Source organism: Achromobacter sp. (assembly GCF_050285585.1).
Classification (GTDB): Bacteria; Pseudomonadota; Gammaproteobacteria; order Burkholderiales; family Burkholderiaceae_B; genus Achromobacter.
In genome coordinates this window covers 85,740-103,372 of the sequence record NZ_JBLZXF010000004.1, presented here as the reverse complement: position 1 = coordinate 103,372, position 17,633 = coordinate 85,740, and the positions used below count along the sequence as shown (strand labels likewise).

At 66.1% G+C, this 17,633-nt stretch carries 17 protein-coding genes; 6 read left to right on the top strand and 11 right to left on the bottom strand.

What is annotated here, in order from left to right:
- Positions 1–49: 49 nt before the first annotated feature.
- Genes gatB through gatC form a run of 3 tightly spaced genes read right to left on the bottom strand, consistent with a single transcriptional unit; the run spans position 50 to position 3,353 of the window.
- Positions 50–1,507 (bottom strand): Asp-tRNA(Asn)/Glu-tRNA(Gln) amidotransferase subunit GatB, encoded by a 1,458-nt coding sequence (gene gatB / locus ACN6PJ_RS08045; RefSeq protein WP_427995345.1) that lies wholly within the window; start codon positions 1,505–1,507, stop codon positions 50–52.
- A gap of 1 nt (position 1,508) precedes the next feature.
- Positions 1,509–3,041, bottom strand: coding sequence for an Asp-tRNA(Asn)/Glu-tRNA(Gln) amidotransferase subunit GatA (gene gatA / locus ACN6PJ_RS08040; protein ID WP_427995344.1), 1,533 nt, complete (start codon positions 3,039–3,041; stop codon positions 1,509–1,511).
- Positions 3,042–3,044: 3 nt separating this feature from the next.
- The gene (gene gatC / locus ACN6PJ_RS08035; protein ID WP_427995343.1) at positions 3,045–3,353 is read right to left on the bottom strand and encodes an Asp-tRNA(Asn)/Glu-tRNA(Gln) amidotransferase subunit GatC; all 309 of its coding nucleotides are present in this window, start codon (positions 3,351–3,353) and stop codon (positions 3,045–3,047) included.
- Between the two features lie 227 nt (positions 3,354–3,580).
- On the opposite strand from gatC, the gene ACN6PJ_RS08030 reads away from it, so the two are divergent.
- From ACN6PJ_RS08030 to rodA, 5 genes are all read left to right on the top strand, one after another.
- Positions 3,581–4,624 (top strand): rod shape-determining protein, encoded by a 1,044-nt coding sequence (locus ACN6PJ_RS08030; protein WP_006216320.1) that lies wholly within the window; start codon positions 3,581–3,583, stop codon positions 4,622–4,624.
- 84 nt (positions 4,625–4,708) lie between these two features.
- The gene (gene mreC / locus ACN6PJ_RS08025) at positions 4,709–5,593 is read left to right on the top strand and encodes a rod shape-determining protein MreC (protein WP_043546960.1); all 885 of its coding nucleotides are present in this window, start codon (positions 4,709–4,711) and stop codon (positions 5,591–5,593) included.
- On the top strand, positions 5,580–6,146 hold the full coding sequence (mreD, locus tag ACN6PJ_RS08020) for a rod shape-determining protein MreD (protein ID WP_043546959.1): 567 nt from the start codon (positions 5,580–5,582) through the stop codon (positions 6,144–6,146). Before mreC ends, mreD begins: the two co-directional genes overlap by 14 nt.
- A gap of 15 nt (positions 6,147–6,161) precedes the next feature.
- The gene (gene mrdA, locus ACN6PJ_RS08015) at positions 6,162–8,090 is read left to right on the top strand and encodes a penicillin-binding protein 2 (RefSeq protein WP_427995342.1); all 1,929 of its coding nucleotides are present in this window, start codon (positions 6,162–6,164) and stop codon (positions 8,088–8,090) included.
- Positions 8,087–9,223 (top strand): rod shape-determining protein RodA, encoded by a 1,137-nt coding sequence (rodA, locus tag ACN6PJ_RS08010; protein WP_427995341.1) that lies wholly within the window; start codon positions 8,087–8,089, stop codon positions 9,221–9,223. Before mrdA ends, rodA begins: the two co-directional genes overlap by 4 nt.
- 217 nt (positions 9,224–9,440) lie before the next feature.
- On the opposite strand, the gene ACN6PJ_RS08005 is transcribed toward rodA, so the two are convergent.
- The 5 genes from ACN6PJ_RS08005 to argB all read right to left on the bottom strand — a co-directional run bounded on the left by ACN6PJ_RS08005 (position 9,441) and on the right by argB (position 14,672).
- On the bottom strand, positions 9,441–10,493 hold the full coding sequence (locus tag ACN6PJ_RS08005; RefSeq protein ID WP_427995340.1) for an Ldh family oxidoreductase: 1,053 nt from the start codon (positions 10,491–10,493) through the stop codon (positions 9,441–9,443).
- Between the two features lie 12 nt (positions 10,494–10,505).
- Entirely contained in the window at positions 10,506–11,999 is a 1,494-nt protein-coding gene (locus ACN6PJ_RS08000) for a DASS family sodium-coupled anion symporter (protein ID WP_427995339.1), read from the bottom strand.
- Between the two features lie 203 nt (positions 12,000–12,202).
- Positions 12,203–12,778, bottom strand: coding sequence for a nucleoid occlusion factor SlmA (gene slmA, locus ACN6PJ_RS07995; RefSeq protein ID WP_427995338.1), 576 nt, complete (start codon positions 12,776–12,778; stop codon positions 12,203–12,205).
- Positions 12,779–12,832: 54 nt separating this feature from the next.
- A complete protein-coding gene (locus tag ACN6PJ_RS07990) occupies positions 12,833–13,579 on the bottom strand; it encodes a pyrimidine 5'-nucleotidase (protein ID WP_427995337.1) in 747 nt (248 codons plus the stop codon).
- Between the two features lie 190 nt (positions 13,580–13,769).
- Positions 13,770–14,672, bottom strand: coding sequence for an acetylglutamate kinase (gene argB / locus ACN6PJ_RS07985; RefSeq protein WP_102775214.1), 903 nt, complete (start codon positions 14,670–14,672; stop codon positions 13,770–13,772).
- Between the two features lie 265 nt (positions 14,673–14,937).
- Between argB and ACN6PJ_RS07980 the strand changes: the two genes are divergently transcribed.
- Entirely contained in the window at positions 14,938–15,726 is a 789-nt protein-coding gene (locus ACN6PJ_RS07980) for a MetQ/NlpA family ABC transporter substrate-binding protein (protein WP_427995336.1), read from the top strand.
- A gap of 78 nt (positions 15,727–15,804) precedes the next feature.
- Here the strand turns inward: ACN6PJ_RS07980 and ACN6PJ_RS07975 are convergent, their stop codons facing one another.
- The 3 genes from ACN6PJ_RS07975 to ACN6PJ_RS07965 are packed head-to-tail and all read right to left on the bottom strand — an operon-like array spanning position 15,805 to position 17,623.
- Entirely contained in the window at positions 15,805–16,299 is a 495-nt protein-coding gene (locus ACN6PJ_RS07975; RefSeq protein WP_427995335.1) for a TlpA disulfide reductase family protein, read from the bottom strand.
- On the bottom strand, positions 16,296–17,033 hold the full coding sequence (locus ACN6PJ_RS07970) for a BON domain-containing protein (protein ID WP_427995334.1): 738 nt from the start codon (positions 17,031–17,033) through the stop codon (positions 16,296–16,298). Before ACN6PJ_RS07970 ends, ACN6PJ_RS07975 begins: the two co-directional genes overlap by 4 nt.
- Positions 17,030–17,623, bottom strand: a complete 594-nt coding sequence (locus ACN6PJ_RS07965; protein WP_165359025.1) for a phosphoheptose isomerase — start codon at positions 17,621–17,623, stop codon at positions 17,030–17,032. Before ACN6PJ_RS07965 ends, ACN6PJ_RS07970 begins: the two co-directional genes overlap by 4 nt.
- Positions 17,624–17,633 lie beyond the last annotated feature (10 nt).

Sequence of the window (17,633 nt, the reverse complement as noted above, 5' to 3'; positions counted from 1 at the left end):
GCCGCGGCGCCTGGCCGCGGCTTTTTTTTCGGGGAACGAGGGCAGGGCCTCAGGCGTCCAGCTTCTGCTTCAGCAGTTCGTTCACCTGCTGGGGGTTGGCCTTGCCGCGGGCGGCCTTCATGATCTGGCCGACCAGGGAGTTGAACGCCTTCTGCTTGCCGGCCCGATACTCTTCCACGATGGCCGGATTGGCCGCCAGCACGTCGTCGATCATGGCGCCGATGGCGCCTGTGTCGCTGATCTGCTTCAGGCCGCGCGCCTCGATGATGGCGTCGGGCTGCCCGCCGTTCTCGCCGGCCCACATGGCGCCAAACACTTCACGGGCGATCTTGTTGGAGATGGTGCCGTCGATGATGCGGCCGATCAGGGCGGCCAGGGCGGGCGCCTGCACGGGCGAGTCGGCGATGTCCTTCTCTTCCTTGTTCAGCGTCGCGGCCACTTCGCCCATGATCCAGTTGGCCGCCAGCTTGGCCTGTCCGGCCGGCAGGGCCTGGGCCACGGACTCGAAGTACGCGGCCAGGCCGCGGCTGGCGGTGAGCTGGGCCGCGTCGTAGGCGGTCAGGCCGTAATCGGACTCGAAGCGGGCGCGCAGGGCGGCCGGCAGCTCCGGCATGGCGGCGCGCACCTCGTCCACCCAGGCGCGCGAGATCGCCAGCGGGGGCAGGTCGGGATCCGGGAAGTAGCGGTAGTCGTGCGCGTCTTCCTTGCTGCGCATGCTGCGCGTTTCGTCGCGGTCGGCGTCGTACAGGCGGGTTTCCTGCACCACCGTGCCGCCGTCCTCGATCAGTTCGATCTGGCGACGGGCTTCGTAGATGATGGCGCGTTCGAGGAAGCGGAACGAGTTGACGTTCTTGATCTCGGTGCGGGTGCCGAATTCCTTCTGGCCGACCGGGCGCACGGACACGTTGGCGTCGCAGCGGAACGAGCCTTCCTGCATGTTGCCGTCGCAGATGCCCAGCCAGACGACCAGGCTGTGCAGGGCGCGGGCGTAGGCCACGGCCTCGGCCGCCGAGCGCATTTCGGGTTCCGTCACGATTTCCAGCAGCGGCGTGCCGGCGCGGTTCAGGTCGATGCCGCTGCCGGGGGCGCCGTTGGCGAGATGGAAGTCGTCATGCAGCGACTTGCCCGCGTCTTCCTCCAGGTGGGCGCGCGTCAGGTTGACGGTTTTTTCCTCTTCGCCCACGAAGAAGGAGAGCGAACCGCCCACCACCACCGGCAGCTCGTACTGGCTGATCTGGTAGCCCTTGGGCAGGTCGGGGTAGAAGTAATTCTTGCGCGCGAACACCGAACGGGGCGCGATTTCGGCGCCCACCGCCAGGCCGAAGCGGATGGCGCGTTCGGCGGCGCCGCGGTTCATGACCGGCAGGCTGCCCGGCAGCGCCAGGTCGACCTCGTTGGCGTGGGTATTGGGCGCGGCGCCGAATTGGGTGCTGCTGCCCGAAAAAATCTTGGAGTCGGTGGAAAGCTGGGTGTGCGTTTCCAGGCCGATGACGATTTCCCAGTTCATATTACGCGTCCTGCTGAGCGGGCGTTTCTTTATGCCAGCTGGTGACTTGTTGGTAGCGGTCGGCGATGGCCAGGAGGCGGCCTTCGTCGAAGTAGTTGCCGATGATCTGCAGACCGACCGGCCGTCCGCCATGGCCGAAGCCGCAGGGGACGGACAGGGCGGGCAGGCCGGCGAGGCTGACGCCCAGCGTGTAGACGTCGGCCAGCCAGTCGGCGGTGGGGTCGTCGCGGTTGTCGCCGATGTTCTTCGCCACGGTGGGCGTAACGGGGCCCATGATCACGTCGCACTGGCCCGCGTAGGCGCGCTGGAAGTCCTGAGCGATCATGCGGCGCAGGCGCTGCGCCTGCAGGTAGTAGGCGTCGTAGTAGCCGTGGGACAGCACGTAGGTGCCGATCAGGATGCGGCGCTTGACCTCGTCGCCGAAGCCCTCCGCCCGCGAACGGCTGATCATGTCGTTCAGGTCGCCGTATCGGGCGGCGCGGTGGCCGTAGCGCACGCCGTCGTAGCGGGCCAGGTTGCTGGACGCTTCGGCGGGGGCGATGACGTAATAGGCCGGGATGGCGAGTTCGGTGCGCGGCAGCGAAACCGGCACGCGCACGGCGCCCAGTGCTTCGAAGCGGGCCAGCGCGGCTTCGACCGCGGCCGCCACGTCGGGCGCCAGGCCGGCGCCGAAGTATTCCTCGGGCACGCCGATGCGCAGGCCCTTGAGCGGCTGGCTGCCCGCGGCATCGAAACGGCCCTGGGCGGCGTCGAAGTCGCGCCGGACCCGGCCGGGCTCGTTCACGGCGTCGTCGCACTTTTGCAGGCTGGTGGCGTCGCGCGGATCGAAACCGCTGATGACGTCCAGGAGCTCGAGCAGGTCGCGGGCGCTTTCGGCCAGCGGGCCGGCCTGGTCCAGGCTGGAGCCGAAGGCCACCATGCCGTAGCGCGAGACTGTGCCATACGTGGGCTTGATGCCGCTGACGCCGCACAGGGCGGCGGGCTGGCGCACCGAGCCGCCGGTGTCGGTGCCGGTGGCGGCCGCCACCAGGCGGGCGGCCACGGCGGCGGCCGAGCCGCCCGAGGAGCCGCCGGGCACGGCAGCGTGGTCCCAGGGGTTCTTCACGGCGCCGTAAGCGGAGTTCTCGTTGCCGGAACCCATGGCGAATTCATCGCAGTTCAGCTTGCCCAGCGACACGGCCCCGGCTTGCGCCAACCGTTCGACGACGGCGGCGTCGAAGGGGCTGACGTAGCCATCGAGCATCTTGCTGCCGGCGGTGGTGCGCCAGCCGCGGGTGACGAACGCGTCTTTATGGGCGATGGGGACGCCGGCCAGCGGGCCGGCCGAGCCCGACGCCAGCGCCGCGTCGGCGCTGCGGGCCTGGGCCAGCGTCAATTCGGCGTCAATATGTAAAAAGCTATTCAGGGCGCTGGCCTTTTCGGCCGCCGCCAGGGCGCTTTGCGCGATTTCGACGGCGCTGACCTGGCGTTGCGCCAGGGCCGCGCGCAGGCCGGCGATCCCCTCGAATTGGGTGTGCAGTGCGGGTTTCGTCATGACTTAATCCAGGACCTTGGGAACCAGGAACAGGCCGTCCTGGGCGTCGGGAGCGTTGGCCAGGAGTTCCTCGCGGCGGGCTTCCGAACCGGCTTCGGTCACGGCGTCTTCGCGCAGGCGCAGCACGATGTCCTCGTGGGCGGACAGGGGATGGGCCAGGGGCTCGACGCCCTGGGTGTCGACCGATTGGAGCCGTTCGATCAGGTGGAGGATGCCATTGAGTTCAGCTTGCGCAAGCGCGCGCTGGTCGGGGGTCAGTTCGATTCTGGCCAGCCGGGCAATGCGGGCCACATCTGTGTCATTGAGCGCCATGGGGATTGCAAAATCGATAAGCGAAGGCCGAAGGGCGGGACCGGGCAGTATGCATATGCCGAACCCGTTACAAAGCTTGAATAGCCTGCATTTATGCGCTATTTCCGGGGAAATTATAAGTTATGATTCACGGTTTAATCGCCGTGATGACAGGCGGACCCGTTGTTTTACGGGCCAAACGCCCCGCGGCCTGACCCCAATTCCCCCCAGAATTTAGCTGAGCTCCCATGTTCGGATTCCTGCGCAGTTATTTTTCCAGCGATATGGCGATCGACCTCGGTACCGCCAATACGCTGATCTACGTCCGCGGCAAGGGCATCGTGCTCGATGAGCCTTCCGTCGTCGCAATCCGTCATGAAGGCGGTCCCCACGGCAAGAAGATCATCCAGGCCGTCGGCCATGAGGCCAAGCAGATGCTCGGCCGCGTTCCCGGCAATATCGAAGCCATCCGGCCCATGAAAGACGGCGTCATCGCCGATTTCACGGTCACCGAGCAGATGCTCAAGCAGTTCATCCGCATGGTGCATCCCCGCAACATGCTGGCGCCCAGCCCGCGCATCATCGTCTGCGTTCCCTGCGGATCCACGCAGGTCGAGCGCCGCGCCATCCGGGAATCGGCCCTGGGCGCGGGCGCGTCCCACGTCTTCCTGATCGAAGAACCGATGGCCGCGGCCATCGGCGCCGGCCTGGCTGTTTCCGACGCCAGCGGCTCCATGGTGGTCGACATCGGCGGCGGCACCACCGAAGTGGCCGTCATCTCGCTGGGCGGCATGGTCTACAAGGGCTCGGTGCGCGTGGGCGGCGACAAGTTCGACGAAGCCATCGTCAACTACATCCGCCGCAACTACGGCATGCTGATCGGCGAACCCACCGCCGAACTCATCAAGAAGGAAATCGGCTCGGCCTTCCCCGGCTCCGAAGTCCGCGAAATCGAGGTCAAGGGCCGCAACCTGGCCGAAGGCGTGCCGCGCAGCTTCACGGTTTCCTCCAACGAAATCCTGGAATCGCTGACCGATCCGCTGAACCAGATCGTCTCGGCCGTGAAGATCGCGCTGGAGCAAACGCCTCCCGAGCTGGGCGCCGACATCACCGACAAGGGCATCGCCCTGACGGGTGGCGGCGCTTTGCTGCGCGACCTCGACCGCCTGCTGCAGGAAGAGACCGGCCTGCCCGTCGTGGTGGCTGACGACCCGCTCACCTGCGTCGTGCGCGGTTGCGGCGAGGCGCTGGAACATCTTGAAAAGCTGGGCGCGATCTTCATCAACGACTAATTTTGCCCGCCAGCCCGGAGCCCTGCTTTTTCACGGCTCCGGCCGCTGCCGGAGCGACGGGCGCGGGCGTCCGGGCTGAGATTCATGCAACGACAAGGGACTCCCCCCCTATTCAGGCGCGGCCCACCTGCGGAGGTGCGGCTGGTCGTTCTGGTCGTCCTTGCCCTGGCCCTGATCGTCATGGATTCGCAATGGCGCATGCTGGAACCGGCGCGCCGGGCGATGTCCGTCGCCCTCTATCCCTTCCAGCGCGCCGTCATGGCGCCGCGCGACCTCGTCCAGCAGGTGAATGAATGGGTCAACGCGGCCAATCTCATCCGTAGCGAAAACGAAGCCCTGCAGCGCCAGCGCATCGAGCTGGCCCAGGTGGCCACGCACGCGGCCCAGCTGGCCGCCGAGAACTCGCAGCTGCGCCGCCTTCTGGGCGTGACCGACACCGTGGCGCAATCGGCCGTCGTGGTCGAGGTCATGTACGAACCCACCAACGCGTTCACCCAGCGCCTGGTCTTCAATAAGGGCAGCAAGGCTGGCCTGGCGCCGGGCATGCCGGTGATCGACGAAGGCGGCGTGGTCGGACAGATCGTCCGCGTGACCCCCATGACGGCCGAGGCGGCGCTGGTCACGGACGAGCAGGTTTCCATTCCCGTGCAATTGCTGCGCAACGGACTGCGGCTGATCGCCTTCGGGGGAAACTCCCCGGGCAAGATCGAAGTCCGCTACCTGGCGGCCAATGCCGATATCAAGGAAGGCGATACCATCGTTACCAGCGGCGTCGGCGGCTTGTTCCCGGCCGGCCTGCCGGTGGCCAAGGTGACCTCGGTCGAGCGCGATACGGCCTCCGGCTTCGCGCGCGCCGTGGGCGAACCGCTGGCCCATCCCGAACGCTATCGCCACTTCCTGGTGCTGCAAGTGGACGTGGCCCGCGCCGAATCCAACCGTCAGGAGGTCGATTCCGGTGGATCGGACTAATCAATCCGCGGGGCAGGCCCGGCCCCGGCTGGGCACCCCCAGCAACGTGCAGCCCGACCGCCTGTCCGGCCCGGCGCATGGCGTATTCGTCTGGGGCACCGTGCTGCTGGCGTGGCTGGTTTCCCTGCTGCCCTGGCGCCTGTGGCAGGGCGCGCCCGACGTGCTGTTGCTGATCATCGCCTTCTGGTGCGTGCACGAGCCGCGCCGCGTGGGCCTGTTCACCGCCTTTTTCTTCGGCCTGCTGATGGACGTGCATGATGCCGGCCTGCTGGGCGAACATGCGCTTTCCTATACGCTGGTTGCGTACGGCGCCGTGGTGCTGCACCGCCGGCTGCAGCGGTTCGATCTCTGGAGCCAGGCGATGCACATGCTGCCTGTGTTCTTCCTCGCCCGCTTTCTCACCCAGATCATCCATGCATGGCTGGCCGGCAAATGGCCGGGCTGGGACTGGGGCATCAGCGTGCTCCTGACCACCGCCCTGTGGCCCCTGGCGGGTTGGGTCCTGCACTTGCCGCAGCGCGGTGCCGACGACGCCGAATCCTCCTCCGCCTGACGGCGGCGCCGCGTCATGTTCGAGTTCAAGAAAACCGGCCAGCAGCAGAAGCAGCGTTTCCGCCTGCGCGCCTGGGTGGGCGGCATTTTCGCCCTGGCGTGCTTCGGCGTGCTGGTCGGGCGGTTCTGGTACCTGCAGGTCGACCGCTACGAAGGTCTGTCCGAGCGCGCCGACCGCAACCGCATCGCCGTCGTGCCGATCCCGCCGCGCCGCGGCGAGATCCTGGATCGCAACGGCGAAGTCCTGGCCCGCAACTACCGCACCTATACGCTGGAGGTCGTGCCGGCCAAGGCTGGCAGCATGGACGAGTTGTTCGAGCGGCTGACCGAGGTCGTGTACATCAGCCCGGCCGACCAGCGCCGCTTCAAGCGCCGCGCCGCGGAATCCAGCCGATACGCCAGCCTGCAACTGCGCAACAACCTCAACGAGACCGAGGCCGCCTGGTTCGCCGCGCATGCCTTCCAGTTCCCGGGCGTGGAATTGCGCGCCCGCTGGGTGCGCGAGTATCCGCAGGGCGCCTCCGCCGCCCACGTGGTGGGCTACATCGGCCGCATCGCCGAAGGCGACATCGAAGAGCTGGACCGGTCGGGCCTGCTGGGCAACTATCGCGGCACCGACGTCATCGGCAAGAAGGGCATCGAGAAGACCTGGGAAGAGCAGCTGCACGGCCGCACCGGCCTGGAAGAGGTCGAGGTGACGGCCGGCGGGCGCCCCATGCGCACCCTGCGGCGGATCGATCCGGTGCCCGGCTCCGACATCATGCTCTCCATCGACCTGGGCCTGCAGAAGGTAGCCGAAGAGGCATTCGAAGGGCGGCGCGGGGCGCTGGTCGCCCTCGATCCCGATACCGGCGAGGTGCTAGCCTTCGTCTCGCAGCCGTCCTTCGATCCCAACCTGTTCGTGGACGGCATCGACGTGGACAACTGGCGCATGCTGAACGAATCGCCGGACCATCCCCTCATCAACCGGCCGCTCTACGGCACCTATCCCATCGGCTCCACCTACAAGCCTTTCGTGGGCCTGGCCGCGCTGGAGCTGGGCAAGCGCCGGGCCACGGACCGGGTCTCGGACCCGGGCTACTTCGAATTCGGCGGCCAGAAGTTCCGCAACGCGGGCGGCGCGGCCTACGGCATGACCGACATGCACAAGGCCATCGTGGTGTCGTCCGATACCTATTTCTATTCCCTGGGCCCCGAGATCGGGGTGAACGCGCTGCACGATTTCACCAAGCAGTTCGGTTTCGGCCAGATCACCGGCATCGACCTGGAAGGCGAGAAGCGCGGCGTGCTGCCGTCCACCGAATGGAAGCGTTCGGCCTACAAGGACAAGGAGCGCCAGCGCTGGTATGCGGGCGAGACGATTTCCGTGGCGGTGGGGCAGGGCTACAACGCCTTCACGCTGCTGCAGCTGGCGCAAGGCACCTCCACCCTGGCCAACAATGGCCTGTACCGCCGTCCGCACCTGGTGCATGCCGTGCGCGATCCGCGCAGCGGCGAGGCCAAGCCCTCCGAATCCACGCCGGATTACCGTATTCCGCTCAAGCAGGCCAACGTCGACGTGATCAAGAACGCCATGGCGGACGTGGTGCGCGTCGGCACGGCGCGGCGCGCGTTCGCGAACACGCCGTACCAGGCCGCGGGCAAGACGGGCACCGCGCAGGTCTTCAGCCTGCGTGGCGGCCATTACCGCGCCAGCGCCATCGATGAGCGCCTGCGCGACCATGCCTTGTTCATGGGGTTCGCGCCGCTGGAGCATCCTCGCATCGCGGTGGCGCTGATCGTAGAGAATGCCGGCTGGGGCGCGAGCGTGGCCGCGCCGGTCGCGCGCAAGGTGTTCGACTACTGGCTGGCCCAGGACCGGCAGGACAGGATCGTGCGGCCGGACCGCGCGGATCCCCTGGCCTCGGTTGAAACCATTGCTTCCGAGGCGGTGCGCCAACCATGAAACGCCTGGGCCTCATCCTGCTGCGCGTATTCACGGCCTTCGATTGGCCGCTGCTGGCGATCCTGCTGATGTTCGCGGCGCTGGGCCTGACCGTCATGCATTCGGCGGTGGGCGGCACCGACTGGCGGTTTGCCGAGCAGTCGCGCAATTTCGTCATCGCTTTCTTCGCGATGTGGGCCATGGCCCTGATTCCGCCCAAATGGCTGATGAAGCTGGCCTTGCCCTTCTACGTGGTGGGCGTGGTGCTGCTGCTGGGCGTGGAGTTCTTCGGCGAGACCAGCAAGGGCGCGACCCGCTGGCTGAACCTGGGCGTGACCCGCATCCAGCCGTCGGAGATGATGAAGATCGCCGTGCCGATGATGCTTGCCTGGTACTTCCAGCGCCACGAGGGCGCCGTCCGGATCCGGGACTTCCTGGCCGCCGCCGCCATGCTGGCCGCGCCGTTCGGCCTGATCGTGCTGCAGCCCGACCTGGGCACGGCGCTGCTGGTGTTCGGCGCCGGTTTCTTCGTGATCTATTTCGCGGGCCTGTCGTTCAAGCTGCTGGTGCCGGTGCTGCTGGCCGGCATCATCGCCATCGGCACGCTGGTCTACTACGAGGACCAGCTGTGCGAACCCGACGTGGACTGGGTCGTGCTGCACGATTACCAGAAGCACCGGGTGTGCACGCTGCTCAATCCCAGCTCCGATCCCCTGGGCAAGGGCTTCCACACGATCCAGTCGATGATCGCGGTGGGCTCTGGCGGGGTGTACGGCAAGGGCTACATGAAGGGCACGCAGACCCATCTGGACTTCATCCCCGAGCGCACCACCGACTTCATCTTCGCCGTGTACGCCGAGGAGTTCGGGCTGTACGGCGGCATCGCCCTCCTGGTGCTGTACGGGCTGATGATGGCGCGCGGGCTGACCATCGCGTCGCGGGCGTCGTCGCAGTTCGGGCGCCTGCTGGCCGGAGCGCTGACGATGATGCTGTTCATCTACGTATTCGTGAACGTGGGAATGGTGACGGGAATCCTGCCCGTGGTGGGGGTGCCGTTGCCGTTCATGAGCTATGGGGGGACGGCGTTGTTCACCATGGGGATTGCGTTCGGCATCATGATGAGCATTAGCCGGCATCGGTCGGTGAAGACTTGATGCTTCTGGCGGGCGTGGGGGCGGGCTTTGTCGGCGTGTTGGTTGCTTTTCCCCGGTCGCTCTTCGCAGGTTGTTCTTCGTAGGTCGCCCTTCGGCGCGGGCGCCACGGCCGCTCGCGCCGTCCATCCGGCAGCGGGGTTGAAGTGGCGACCGGGGCCGCGCCGCCTCGGGAGGCGTCTCAAGAATGCCAGGTGTCTGGCACTCGCGAAACGCTCCCTCACGACGGCAATGCCTCCGGCACGCCCAGGTCGTTCGCCAACTGCTTCAATCCGTCCCAGATCCGGCTGTCGAATTCCACGGAATCCGCGTTCGCCGCCCGGTTGCGGGCTTCGTATTCCCCGGGATACTGCACCGCTTCGACGCCAGGCTGCGGCTTGCAGGCGTGCAGGTAGTCGATGAACGCGCCCACCTCCATCGACCGCCAGTCCGTATTGAAGTCCACCTGGGGGTCGAGCAGGAGCGCGAACATATTGTTCGTGGCCACCCCGATGCGGGGATGCTCGGGCTGGATCGTGCCGCCGCCGGACAGCACGCCGGCAAGCAGCTCGGCCACCAGGCCCAGCGCGTAGCCCTTGTGGCCGCCAAATGGCAGCAGGGCGCCGGGCGGATCGGTGAAGAGGGCGTTCGGGTCGGTGGTCGGGTTGCCCTGGGCGTCAATCAGGGAGCCCGCGGGCGCGGGCTCGCCCTTGGCGGCGAGCACGCGGGCCTTGTTCACGGCGATGGAGCTGGTGGCCATGTCCACGATGAAGGGCGGGCGGCCGCCGGGCAGGGGGCCGGCGAAGCATAGCGGGTTCGTCGTGAGGCAGGCCTGCGCGCCGCCAAAGGGCGCGACGGTGGGCGAACGGTTGATCACGTTGGTGAAGGCCAGCAGGATCAGGCCCTTTGCCGCCACCATCTCCCCGAAATGGCCCATGCGGCCCAGGTGGTGGCTGTGGCGCAGGGTCAGGATGCACTGGCCGTGCTCCTGGGTGCGTTCGATGGCCTTCTCGATGATCACCTTGCCGACATACTGCCCCAGCCCGTGGTGGCCGTCATAGGCCAGCATCGCGCCTCGGTCGTTGACCAGTTCGGGCCGGCCGTCCGGCCGCGCCAGGCCCTCGGACAGCACGCGCCGGTAGTTCGTCAGGATGGACAGGCCGTGGCTGGTGTAGCCGACCCGATCGGATTCCACCAGGTGCTCGGCCACGTCGCGGGCGATGTCCTCGGGCACACCCTGGGCCATCAGCACCAGGCGGCCATAGTCGTTGGCTTGGGCTAGCGATAGTTTCATCGTCCGCTCTCCTTACAGCCAACCCAGCCAGCGCCAGTAGGTCATGCCCATCAGGATCATCAGCGCGTAGCCGATGATGGTGACCAGGATCCCGACCTTGGCGAACTGCTTGGCGTTGAAGGTTTCCGTGCCCAGGCACACCATGTTCTGCGGCGCGTTGATGGGCAGGATGAAGCCATAGCTGACCACGAAGCCCAGCAGCATGGTCATGCCCAGGCGGCTGAAATCGCCCGGCAGCGTGGCCAGCACGGAGATCAGGATCGGCAACATGGCGGAGGTAAGCGCGGTCGCGCTGGCGAAACCCAGGTGGATGACGATGAGGAAGGCCGCCAGGATCGCGAAGATGGCCAGCGGTCCGAGGTGGTCCAGGCCGGTATGCGCCACGACCTGGTTGCCCAGCCATTGGCCGGCCTGGGTCGTCAGCAGGGCGGTGCCCAGGCTGATGCCGACGCCGAATACGATCACGGTGCCCCATGGAATGCGCGATTGCACGTCTTTCCAGGTCATCACGCCAAAGCGCGGCAGCAGCAGCAGCACCAGGCCGAAGTAGGTGGTCGAGGTGGTGTCGAACCGGTGGAGCTTGCCCTCGGTCGACCAGAACAACAGCAGCATGACCGACACGGCCATCAGGCGCTTTTGCGCGCCGGTCATGGGACCCAGTTCAAGCAGGGATTTCTCGACGGCCTCCTTGCCTCCCGCGATGCTGTCGCTTTCCGGCGGCAGCAGCTTGAGGACGATGACGATCAGCACCGCCGACATGATCAGCGACCAGGGGGCGCCGGCGATCAGCCAGTCGGACCACGCCACGCGCTCGCCCAGCATCTTTTCCATGAAGCCGACGGTCAGCAGGTTCTGCGCGGCGGCGGTCTGGATGCCGACGTTCCAGATGCTGGTGGCCTGCGCCACGATGATCATGATGCCGGCGGCGATGTTGGAGCGCTTGTCCACGCCGAAGGCCGCGATCACCCCCATCATGATGGGCACCACGGCCGCGCTGCGCGCCGTGGCGCTGGGCACGACCAGGCTCAGCACGATGGTCACGGCGATGCAGCCGATCAGGATGCGGCGGGTGCTCGTGCCCACCTTGGACAGGGTTACCAGCGCGATGCGCCGGTCCAGCCCGGTGAACGTCATGGCGGCCGCAATGAACAAGGCGCCCGTGACGAGCGCCAGCGCCGAATTCGAGAAGCCGGTCAGCGCCATGCTGATCGCCGCGGAGGTGCCGTAGAGCACCTGCGGGTCTTTGATTGTCGGAGCCGTGCCCAGCAGGAAGGCCATCAGCGTCGTGATCATGATCGCGCTGGCCTCGTAGGACACGGCTTCGGTAATCCAGACCACCACGGCGAAGGCGAGAATGGCGAGCATGCGGTGGCCGGCCACGGGCAGGTCGGCCGGCAGGGGCAGCATGAGCACGCCGATCATCACGATGATGCCGGCGGCCAGTCCGATGGGAATTTTGGTTTTCTTTGGGGCTTGCGAGGCAGGAACGGCGGCTTGCGCGGTCATATCCATCTCCGGTTGAGGTCAAACTGACGACACACCGCCCCGCGAGCACGGGATTTACCAATTCGGCATGTCGACGCTACAGGATGATCGTGACGGCATTGCGGAAAACCCGTATTGATGCAGATCAAGCAAGTCGAGATTGGCGCTTGTGGAAAACCTACCGTGGGCATTATGCTCGTCGGCCCCCGCCGGCCGCAAGCCGCTCAGCCCAGCGCCAGGCGCAACTGCTCGTCCAGGTGCAGCGTGGGCGCAACGCGCCAGCCGCTCTGGGCATAGCGCAGCCAGCGGCCCAGCACCAGATGCGTCAGCAGGCTGGCGTGCGCGGCCACATTGGCTTGCGGCGGCAGGCCGCCGTCGGTGATCGCGATGCGCAGCGATTGCTTCAGCGACGCTTCGATGCGGTCGTTGATGTGGTTGATGCGTTCCTGCAGGCGGTTGTCTTCCGTCACCAGGGCGTCGCCCGTCAGCACCCGCGTCATGCCCCGGTTACGTTCCGAGAAGGTGAGCAGCATGGATACCGTCTGGTGGGCCTGAGCCAGGCCGTAGGGTTCGGCGGTGGCGATCTGGTTCACCAGCGTGAAAATGCTGGTTTCGATGAACTCGATCAACCCCTCGAACATCTGCGCCTTGCTGGCGAAATGCCGGTAAAGCGCGGCTTCCGAGACCTCCAGGCGCGCGGCGAGGGCGGCCGTGGTGATCCGGGACGCGTGCGGCTGCTCCAGCATCTCGGCCAGGGTCTGCAGAATTTGGGTCTTGCGCTCGCCGGGTTTGCTCGCCATGGAAGTGTCTGCTCTCGCGCAGGCTTGACGGTGGAGGGGAGGAGGAGCGCGCCGCTATCCCCGCAAGGGGCGTCGGCGTAACAGCAAATCACTGACGGAGTTTACCCGCAAGTCGACGTAGGCCGGACGGTGCGACCGGCCCCGGGCGAAAGGAGTGCCGGGGTGATACACGTGGACGGTGCGCAGCCCCACCCGGCGGGCCCCGCGCAGGTTGGCCAGGGTGTCCTCCACCAGGACGGCGCGGTGTGCCGGAACGCCTTCGCGCGCCAGCACATAGCGCAGCAGGGCGGGCGAGGGCTTGGGCCGGAATTCGCCGTGCAGGCGCATGTGTTCGATCGCCCACAGGCTGTGGAACTGGTTCAGGATGCCCAGGCGGGACAGCACGGCGCGGGCGTAATGCAGCGGCGCGTTGGTCAACAGCACCTTGCGGCCGGGCAGCCGCCGCAGCTTGTAGGCAAGCGCCTTCTCCGCGCGCACGAGGGAAGCGACGTCGAAGTCATGGCTGCGGTGCAGGAAGTCGTGGGCGTCCACGCCATGATGCCGGACCATGCCGATCATGGTGGCGCCGTAGCGCTTCCAGTACATCGAGCGCACGCGGTTGGCGGTGTCGATGTCCACGTCCAGGGCCTCGGCCACGGCCATGGTCATGCCATGGTCGATCTTCGGGAAGATGGCGTGCGAGGTATCGTGCAGCGTGTTGTCCAGGTCGAACAGCCACAGGCGTTCAGCAACGCCTTCGGCCGTCCGCCGGGAGCGGCGCAGCCGTACGGCCGGCCGCAGCAACTGGCGATGGGCCCGCATCAATTGCCCATGGCGCTACGCGCCACCCGAAAGAGGCCGAACGAAGAGGTTCCCGCCGGCGATGCGGCAAGGCAGGCAAAGCCCCCCAACATGGCAAGGCCTCCCCGATCAGGGCCGCGCGGATCCGGCTCCGCCGGTCCGCAGCGGCGCCCCCCCGGGGGGGATGCGCGCAGCGCTACGGGGGGGGACATCAATGGGAGCTGATCATCGTGCCGACGCCCTGGTCGGTCAGGATTTCCAGCAACAGGCAGTGAGGAACGCGGCCGTCGACGATGTGCACGGAATTCACGCCATTCTTGGCGGCGTCCAGGGCGGAGGAGATCTTGGGCAGCATGCCGCCGGAGATCGTGCCGTCGGCGAACAGCTCGTCGATGGTCTGGGCCGACAGGCTGCGCAGGAGCTTGCCACCCTTGTCCAGCACCCCGGGGGTGTTGGTCAGCATCAGCAGCTTTTCGGCGCCCAGCACTTCCGCCATCTTGCCGGCCACGACGTCGGCATTGATGTTGTAGGCCGTGCCGTCCTCGCCATAGCCGATGGGCGAGATGACGGGGATGAACTGGTCGTCCTGCAGCGCCTTGACCACGGCCGGCTCGACCGTGGTGATGTCGCCGACGAAGCCGATGTCGATGGGCTCGGACGGGTTGTCCTTGTTGTCCATCAGCTTCTTGCGGGCCTGGATCAGCCCGCCGTCCTTGCCGGTCAGGCCGACGGCCTTGCCGCCCACCTCGTTGATCATCATGACGATGTCCTGCTGGACCTGGCCGCCCAGCACCCATTCCACGACTTCCATGGTTTCGGCGTCGGTGACGCGCATGCCCTGGATGAAGGTGCCCTGCTTGCCGATGCGGCGCAGCGCGTCGTCGATCTGCGGACCGCCGCCGTGGACCACCACAGGATTCAGCCCCACCAGCTTCAGCAGCACGACGTCGTGGGCGAAGCTGCGCTGCAGCCGCTCTTCCGTCATGGCGTTGCCGCCGTACTTGACCACGATGGTCTTGCCGTGAAATCGTCGGATATACGGCAGTGCTTCAGACAGCACGGCGGCTTTGACAGCAGGAGACGAAACGGCGGCAGGGTCGGGGGTGTCGGTCATGGCAGCTAAGTCGGCAAATATACGTATGAGTGGTTAGAAAAAATGCCTGCACAAAAACGCGTTCGGGACGCGTTAGCGCAAGCATACGACGGATTGTAGTACCCACAGGTTTCTTATGCTTTAAACCCATGTTCATATGCCCGACAAATAACCGGCATTCAGGTAAATTGGGGGCGTTTTCACAACGGCAGGCCCCGCAAAAGGGGGCGGGGCCACATTGGCTGGACATTTGTCCCCAATTCTTAACCCATATAAGAGGCAACACATGCGTTTGAATCTTGTCCGCTCCGCCCTGGTGGCGTCGGCCTTCCTGGTGGCGGCGAACGCCGCCCATGCCGAAAAAGTGGTGGTGGGCGCCACCCAGGTCCCGCATGCCGAAATCCTGGAAGTGGTGAAGCCGCAACTCGCCAAGGAAGGCGTGGAGCTCGATATCAAGGTGTTCAGCGATTACGTGCAGCCCAACCTGCAGTTGGCCGACAAGCAGCTGGACGCCAACTTCTTCCAGCACAAGCCGTACCTGGATTCCTTCAACAAGGACCGCAAGGCGAACCTGGTGCCGGTGGCCCTGGTGCACGTCGAGCCGTTCGGCGGCTACTCGAAGAAGATCAAGAGCGTGTCCGAGCTCAAGGAAGGAGCGAGCGTCGCCATTCCGAACGACCCGTCCAACGGCGGCCGCGCGCTCGTGCTGCTGCAGAAACAGGGCCTGATCAAGCTGAAGGATCCGTCCAACATCCTCGCGACCGCCGCGGACGTGGTCGAGAATCCCAAGAAGCTGAAGTTCCGCGAACTGGAAGCCGCCATGCTGCCGCGTTCGCTGGACGACGTGGACCTGGCGCTGATCAATACCAACTACGCGCTGGAAGCCGGGCTGGTGCCGACCAAGGATGCGCTGTTCATCGAGGGCTCGGATTCGCCCTACGCCAACATCCTGGTGACCCGAGAGGACAACAAGGACGCACCGGGCATCAAGAAACTCGTCAATGCCCTGCATACCCCCGAGGTGAAGACGTTCATCCAGGAAAAGTACAAGGGCGCGGTGGTTCCGGCGTTCTGAGTTCTTCCAGCGCCGATGCGCGAACCGCCCGACCGGGCGGTTTTTCTTTTTGCGAAGCAGGCGGCCCCGCGGCGGGGCTCAACCTGCCGCCAGCGCCTTTTCCACCGTGGCGTGGAATTCCGCGACGTCGTATTCGCCCAGGTAGCGCTTGATGATGTTGCCTTTCTTGTCGATCAGGAAGGCCGTGGGGGTCAGGCGGATGTCGCCGAAGGCGCGGGCGATGTCGCCCTTGGTGTCCAGCGCCACCGGAAACGGCAGCTTGCGCGTTTCGGCGAAATTCAGCACGAAATTGGGCGGGTCATAGTCCATGGCGACCGCGACCGCCTCGTAGCCCTTGCCGGCGTATTCCTTGTAGGCCGCGATGGTCTCGGGCATCTGTTTCACACAGGTCACGCAGCTGGTGGCCCAGAACTTGACCAGCACGACCTTGCCGCGCAGATCCTGCATGGAGAAGGTCTTGCCTTCCAGGGTGGTGAAGGTGACGTCGGGGGCGGTCTGCGCGGGGCGCAGGACGAACCAGGCGCCGATGCCGACCGCCACCAGGACGGCGAGCGCTACGATGGCTTTTTTCATTTGATGGGCATGGCCTCTACGCCGGCGCCCGTGCCGCCAGCGCTATCGCTGGCCGCGCCGGCGCCGCTTTCGATGGGCGCTTTGCTTTCCGTGGTTTTGGATTCGGAGCCGCTGTTCGACAGCCGGATCGCTTCCTCGCGGCTGATGGTTTCGAACAGTTTAACCACCTTGGCCACGCCGCCGACGTCGGCGGCGGCATTGGCGGCGTAGTCGCCTTCGGCCTGCGTCACCTTGCCCATGAGATAGACGACGCTGTGGTCGGTGGTCACGGCGATGGTGCCGGAAGGCACGTACTTGGTATTGAGCAGGGCGGTCTTGACCTTGGAGGTCAGCCAGGTGTCGTTGGAGCGCACGCCGAACGAGGCGATGGGGCCCACCGTCAGCTGGTTGGTGACTTGTTTGACGTTTTCCACGCCCTGGGCGATCGCCGTGGCCTGGCTCTTGGCCTCTTCGGTGGGCACGTCGCCGGTCAGCAGCAGGTGGCCGCCATAGGACATGGCATTGACGCGGGCGGTGTCGCCCAGCTTCTGCGAGATCTGGCTCTGCGCCTTGAACGCCATGTTCTGGTCTTCGAGCTGGATGCCGGAAGTCCGGCGGTCCGTCACGACGACGGCCGTGGTGGCGGCGGCGCCGCCCACGATCAACGGCGCGCAGGCCGACAACGACAGCGCGGCGGTGGACAGCGCGGCGGCAAGCATCAGCGGACGGACTGCGGTGCGGACGTCAGAAATCATTCGGTGTCTCCAAGCAGAAGAGCGTCAATGCCGTCGCACAGAGCGTGCAGCAGCAGAATATGGACTTCCTGGATGCGCATCGTGCGATCGCTGGGAACACATAGATGGACGTCCATGGGCGTAATGAGTTCCCCCATGACGCCGCCGCCCTTGCCGGTCAGGGCAAGCACGTGCATTTCGCGGGCGCTGGCGGCTTCCATGGCGCGCACCACATTGGGGGAGTTGCCGCTGGTGGAGATCGCCACCAGCACGTCGCCGGCCTGGCCGAAGGCGTTGACCTGGCGCTCGAAGACTTCGTCGAAGCCGTAATCGTTGCCGACGGCGGTGAGTATGGAGGTGTCGGTATTGAGCGCGATGCCGGCCAGGGGCAGGCGTTCGCGCTCGAAGCGGCCCACGAGTTCGGCGATGAAATGCTGCGCGTCGGCGGCCGAGCCGCCGTTTCCGCAAGCCAGAATCTTGCCGTTGTTCGCCAGGGCGCCGAACAGCACGTCCACCGCTATCGCCAGCGGCTCGGCCAGCACGTTCATGCTTTGTTCGTACGCTGCCATGGCATCGCGAAAGTGCGACGTCATACGAGAGGTCATATCCATGGCCGCGATT

What these genes read in the sequence shown, in the direction of transcription:
- gatB (WP_427995345.1), bottom strand. Translation starts at nt 1,507, where the DNA reads ATGAACTGGGAAATCGTCATCGGCCTGGAAACGCACACCCAGCTTTCC.
- gatA (WP_427995344.1), bottom strand. Translation starts at nt 3,041, where the DNA reads ATGACGAAACCCGCACTGCACACCCAATTCGAGGGGATCGCCGGCCTG.
- gatC (WP_427995343.1), bottom strand. Translation starts at nt 3,353, where the DNA reads ATGGCGCTCAATGACACAGATGTGGCCCGCATTGCCCGGCTGGCCAGA.
- ACN6PJ_RS08030 (WP_006216320.1), top strand. Translation starts at nt 3,581, where the DNA reads ATGTTCGGATTCCTGCGCAGTTATTTTTCCAGCGATATGGCGATCGAC.
- mreC (WP_043546960.1), top strand. Translation starts at nt 4,709, where the DNA reads ATGCAACGACAAGGGACTCCCCCCCTATTCAGGCGCGGCCCACCTGCG.
- mrdA (WP_427995342.1), top strand. Translation starts at nt 6,162, where the DNA reads ATGTTCGAGTTCAAGAAAACCGGCCAGCAGCAGAAGCAGCGTTTCCGC.
- rodA (WP_427995341.1), top strand. Translation starts at nt 8,087, where the DNA reads ATGAAACGCCTGGGCCTCATCCTGCTGCGCGTATTCACGGCCTTCGAT.
- ACN6PJ_RS08005 (WP_427995340.1), bottom strand. Translation starts at nt 10,493, where the DNA reads ATGAAACTATCGCTAGCCCAAGCCAACGACTATGGCCGCCTGGTGCTG.
- ACN6PJ_RS08000 (WP_427995339.1), bottom strand. Translation starts at nt 11,999, where the DNA reads ATGACCGCGCAAGCCGCCGTTCCTGCCTCGCAAGCCCCAAAGAAAACC.
- slmA (WP_427995338.1), bottom strand. Translation starts at nt 12,778, where the DNA reads ATGGCGAGCAAACCCGGCGAGCGCAAGACCCAAATTCTGCAGACCCTG.
- ACN6PJ_RS07990 (WP_427995337.1), bottom strand. Translation starts at nt 13,579, where the DNA reads ATGCGGGCCCATCGCCAGTTGCTGCGGCCGGCCGTACGGCTGCGCCGC.
- argB (WP_102775214.1), bottom strand. Translation starts at nt 14,672, where the DNA reads ATGACCGACACCCCCGACCCTGCCGCCGTTTCGTCTCCTGCTGTCAAA.
- ACN6PJ_RS07980 (WP_427995336.1), top strand. Translation starts at nt 14,938, where the DNA reads ATGCGTTTGAATCTTGTCCGCTCCGCCCTGGTGGCGTCGGCCTTCCTG.
- ACN6PJ_RS07975 (WP_427995335.1), bottom strand. Translation starts at nt 16,299, where the DNA reads ATGAAAAAAGCCATCGTAGCGCTCGCCGTCCTGGTGGCGGTCGGCATC.
- ACN6PJ_RS07970 (WP_427995334.1), bottom strand. Translation starts at nt 17,033, where the DNA reads ATGATTTCTGACGTCCGCACCGCAGTCCGTCCGCTGATGCTTGCCGCC.
- ACN6PJ_RS07965 (WP_165359025.1), bottom strand. Translation starts at nt 17,623, where the DNA reads ATGGATATGACCTCTCGTATGACGTCGCACTTTCGCGATGCCATGGCA.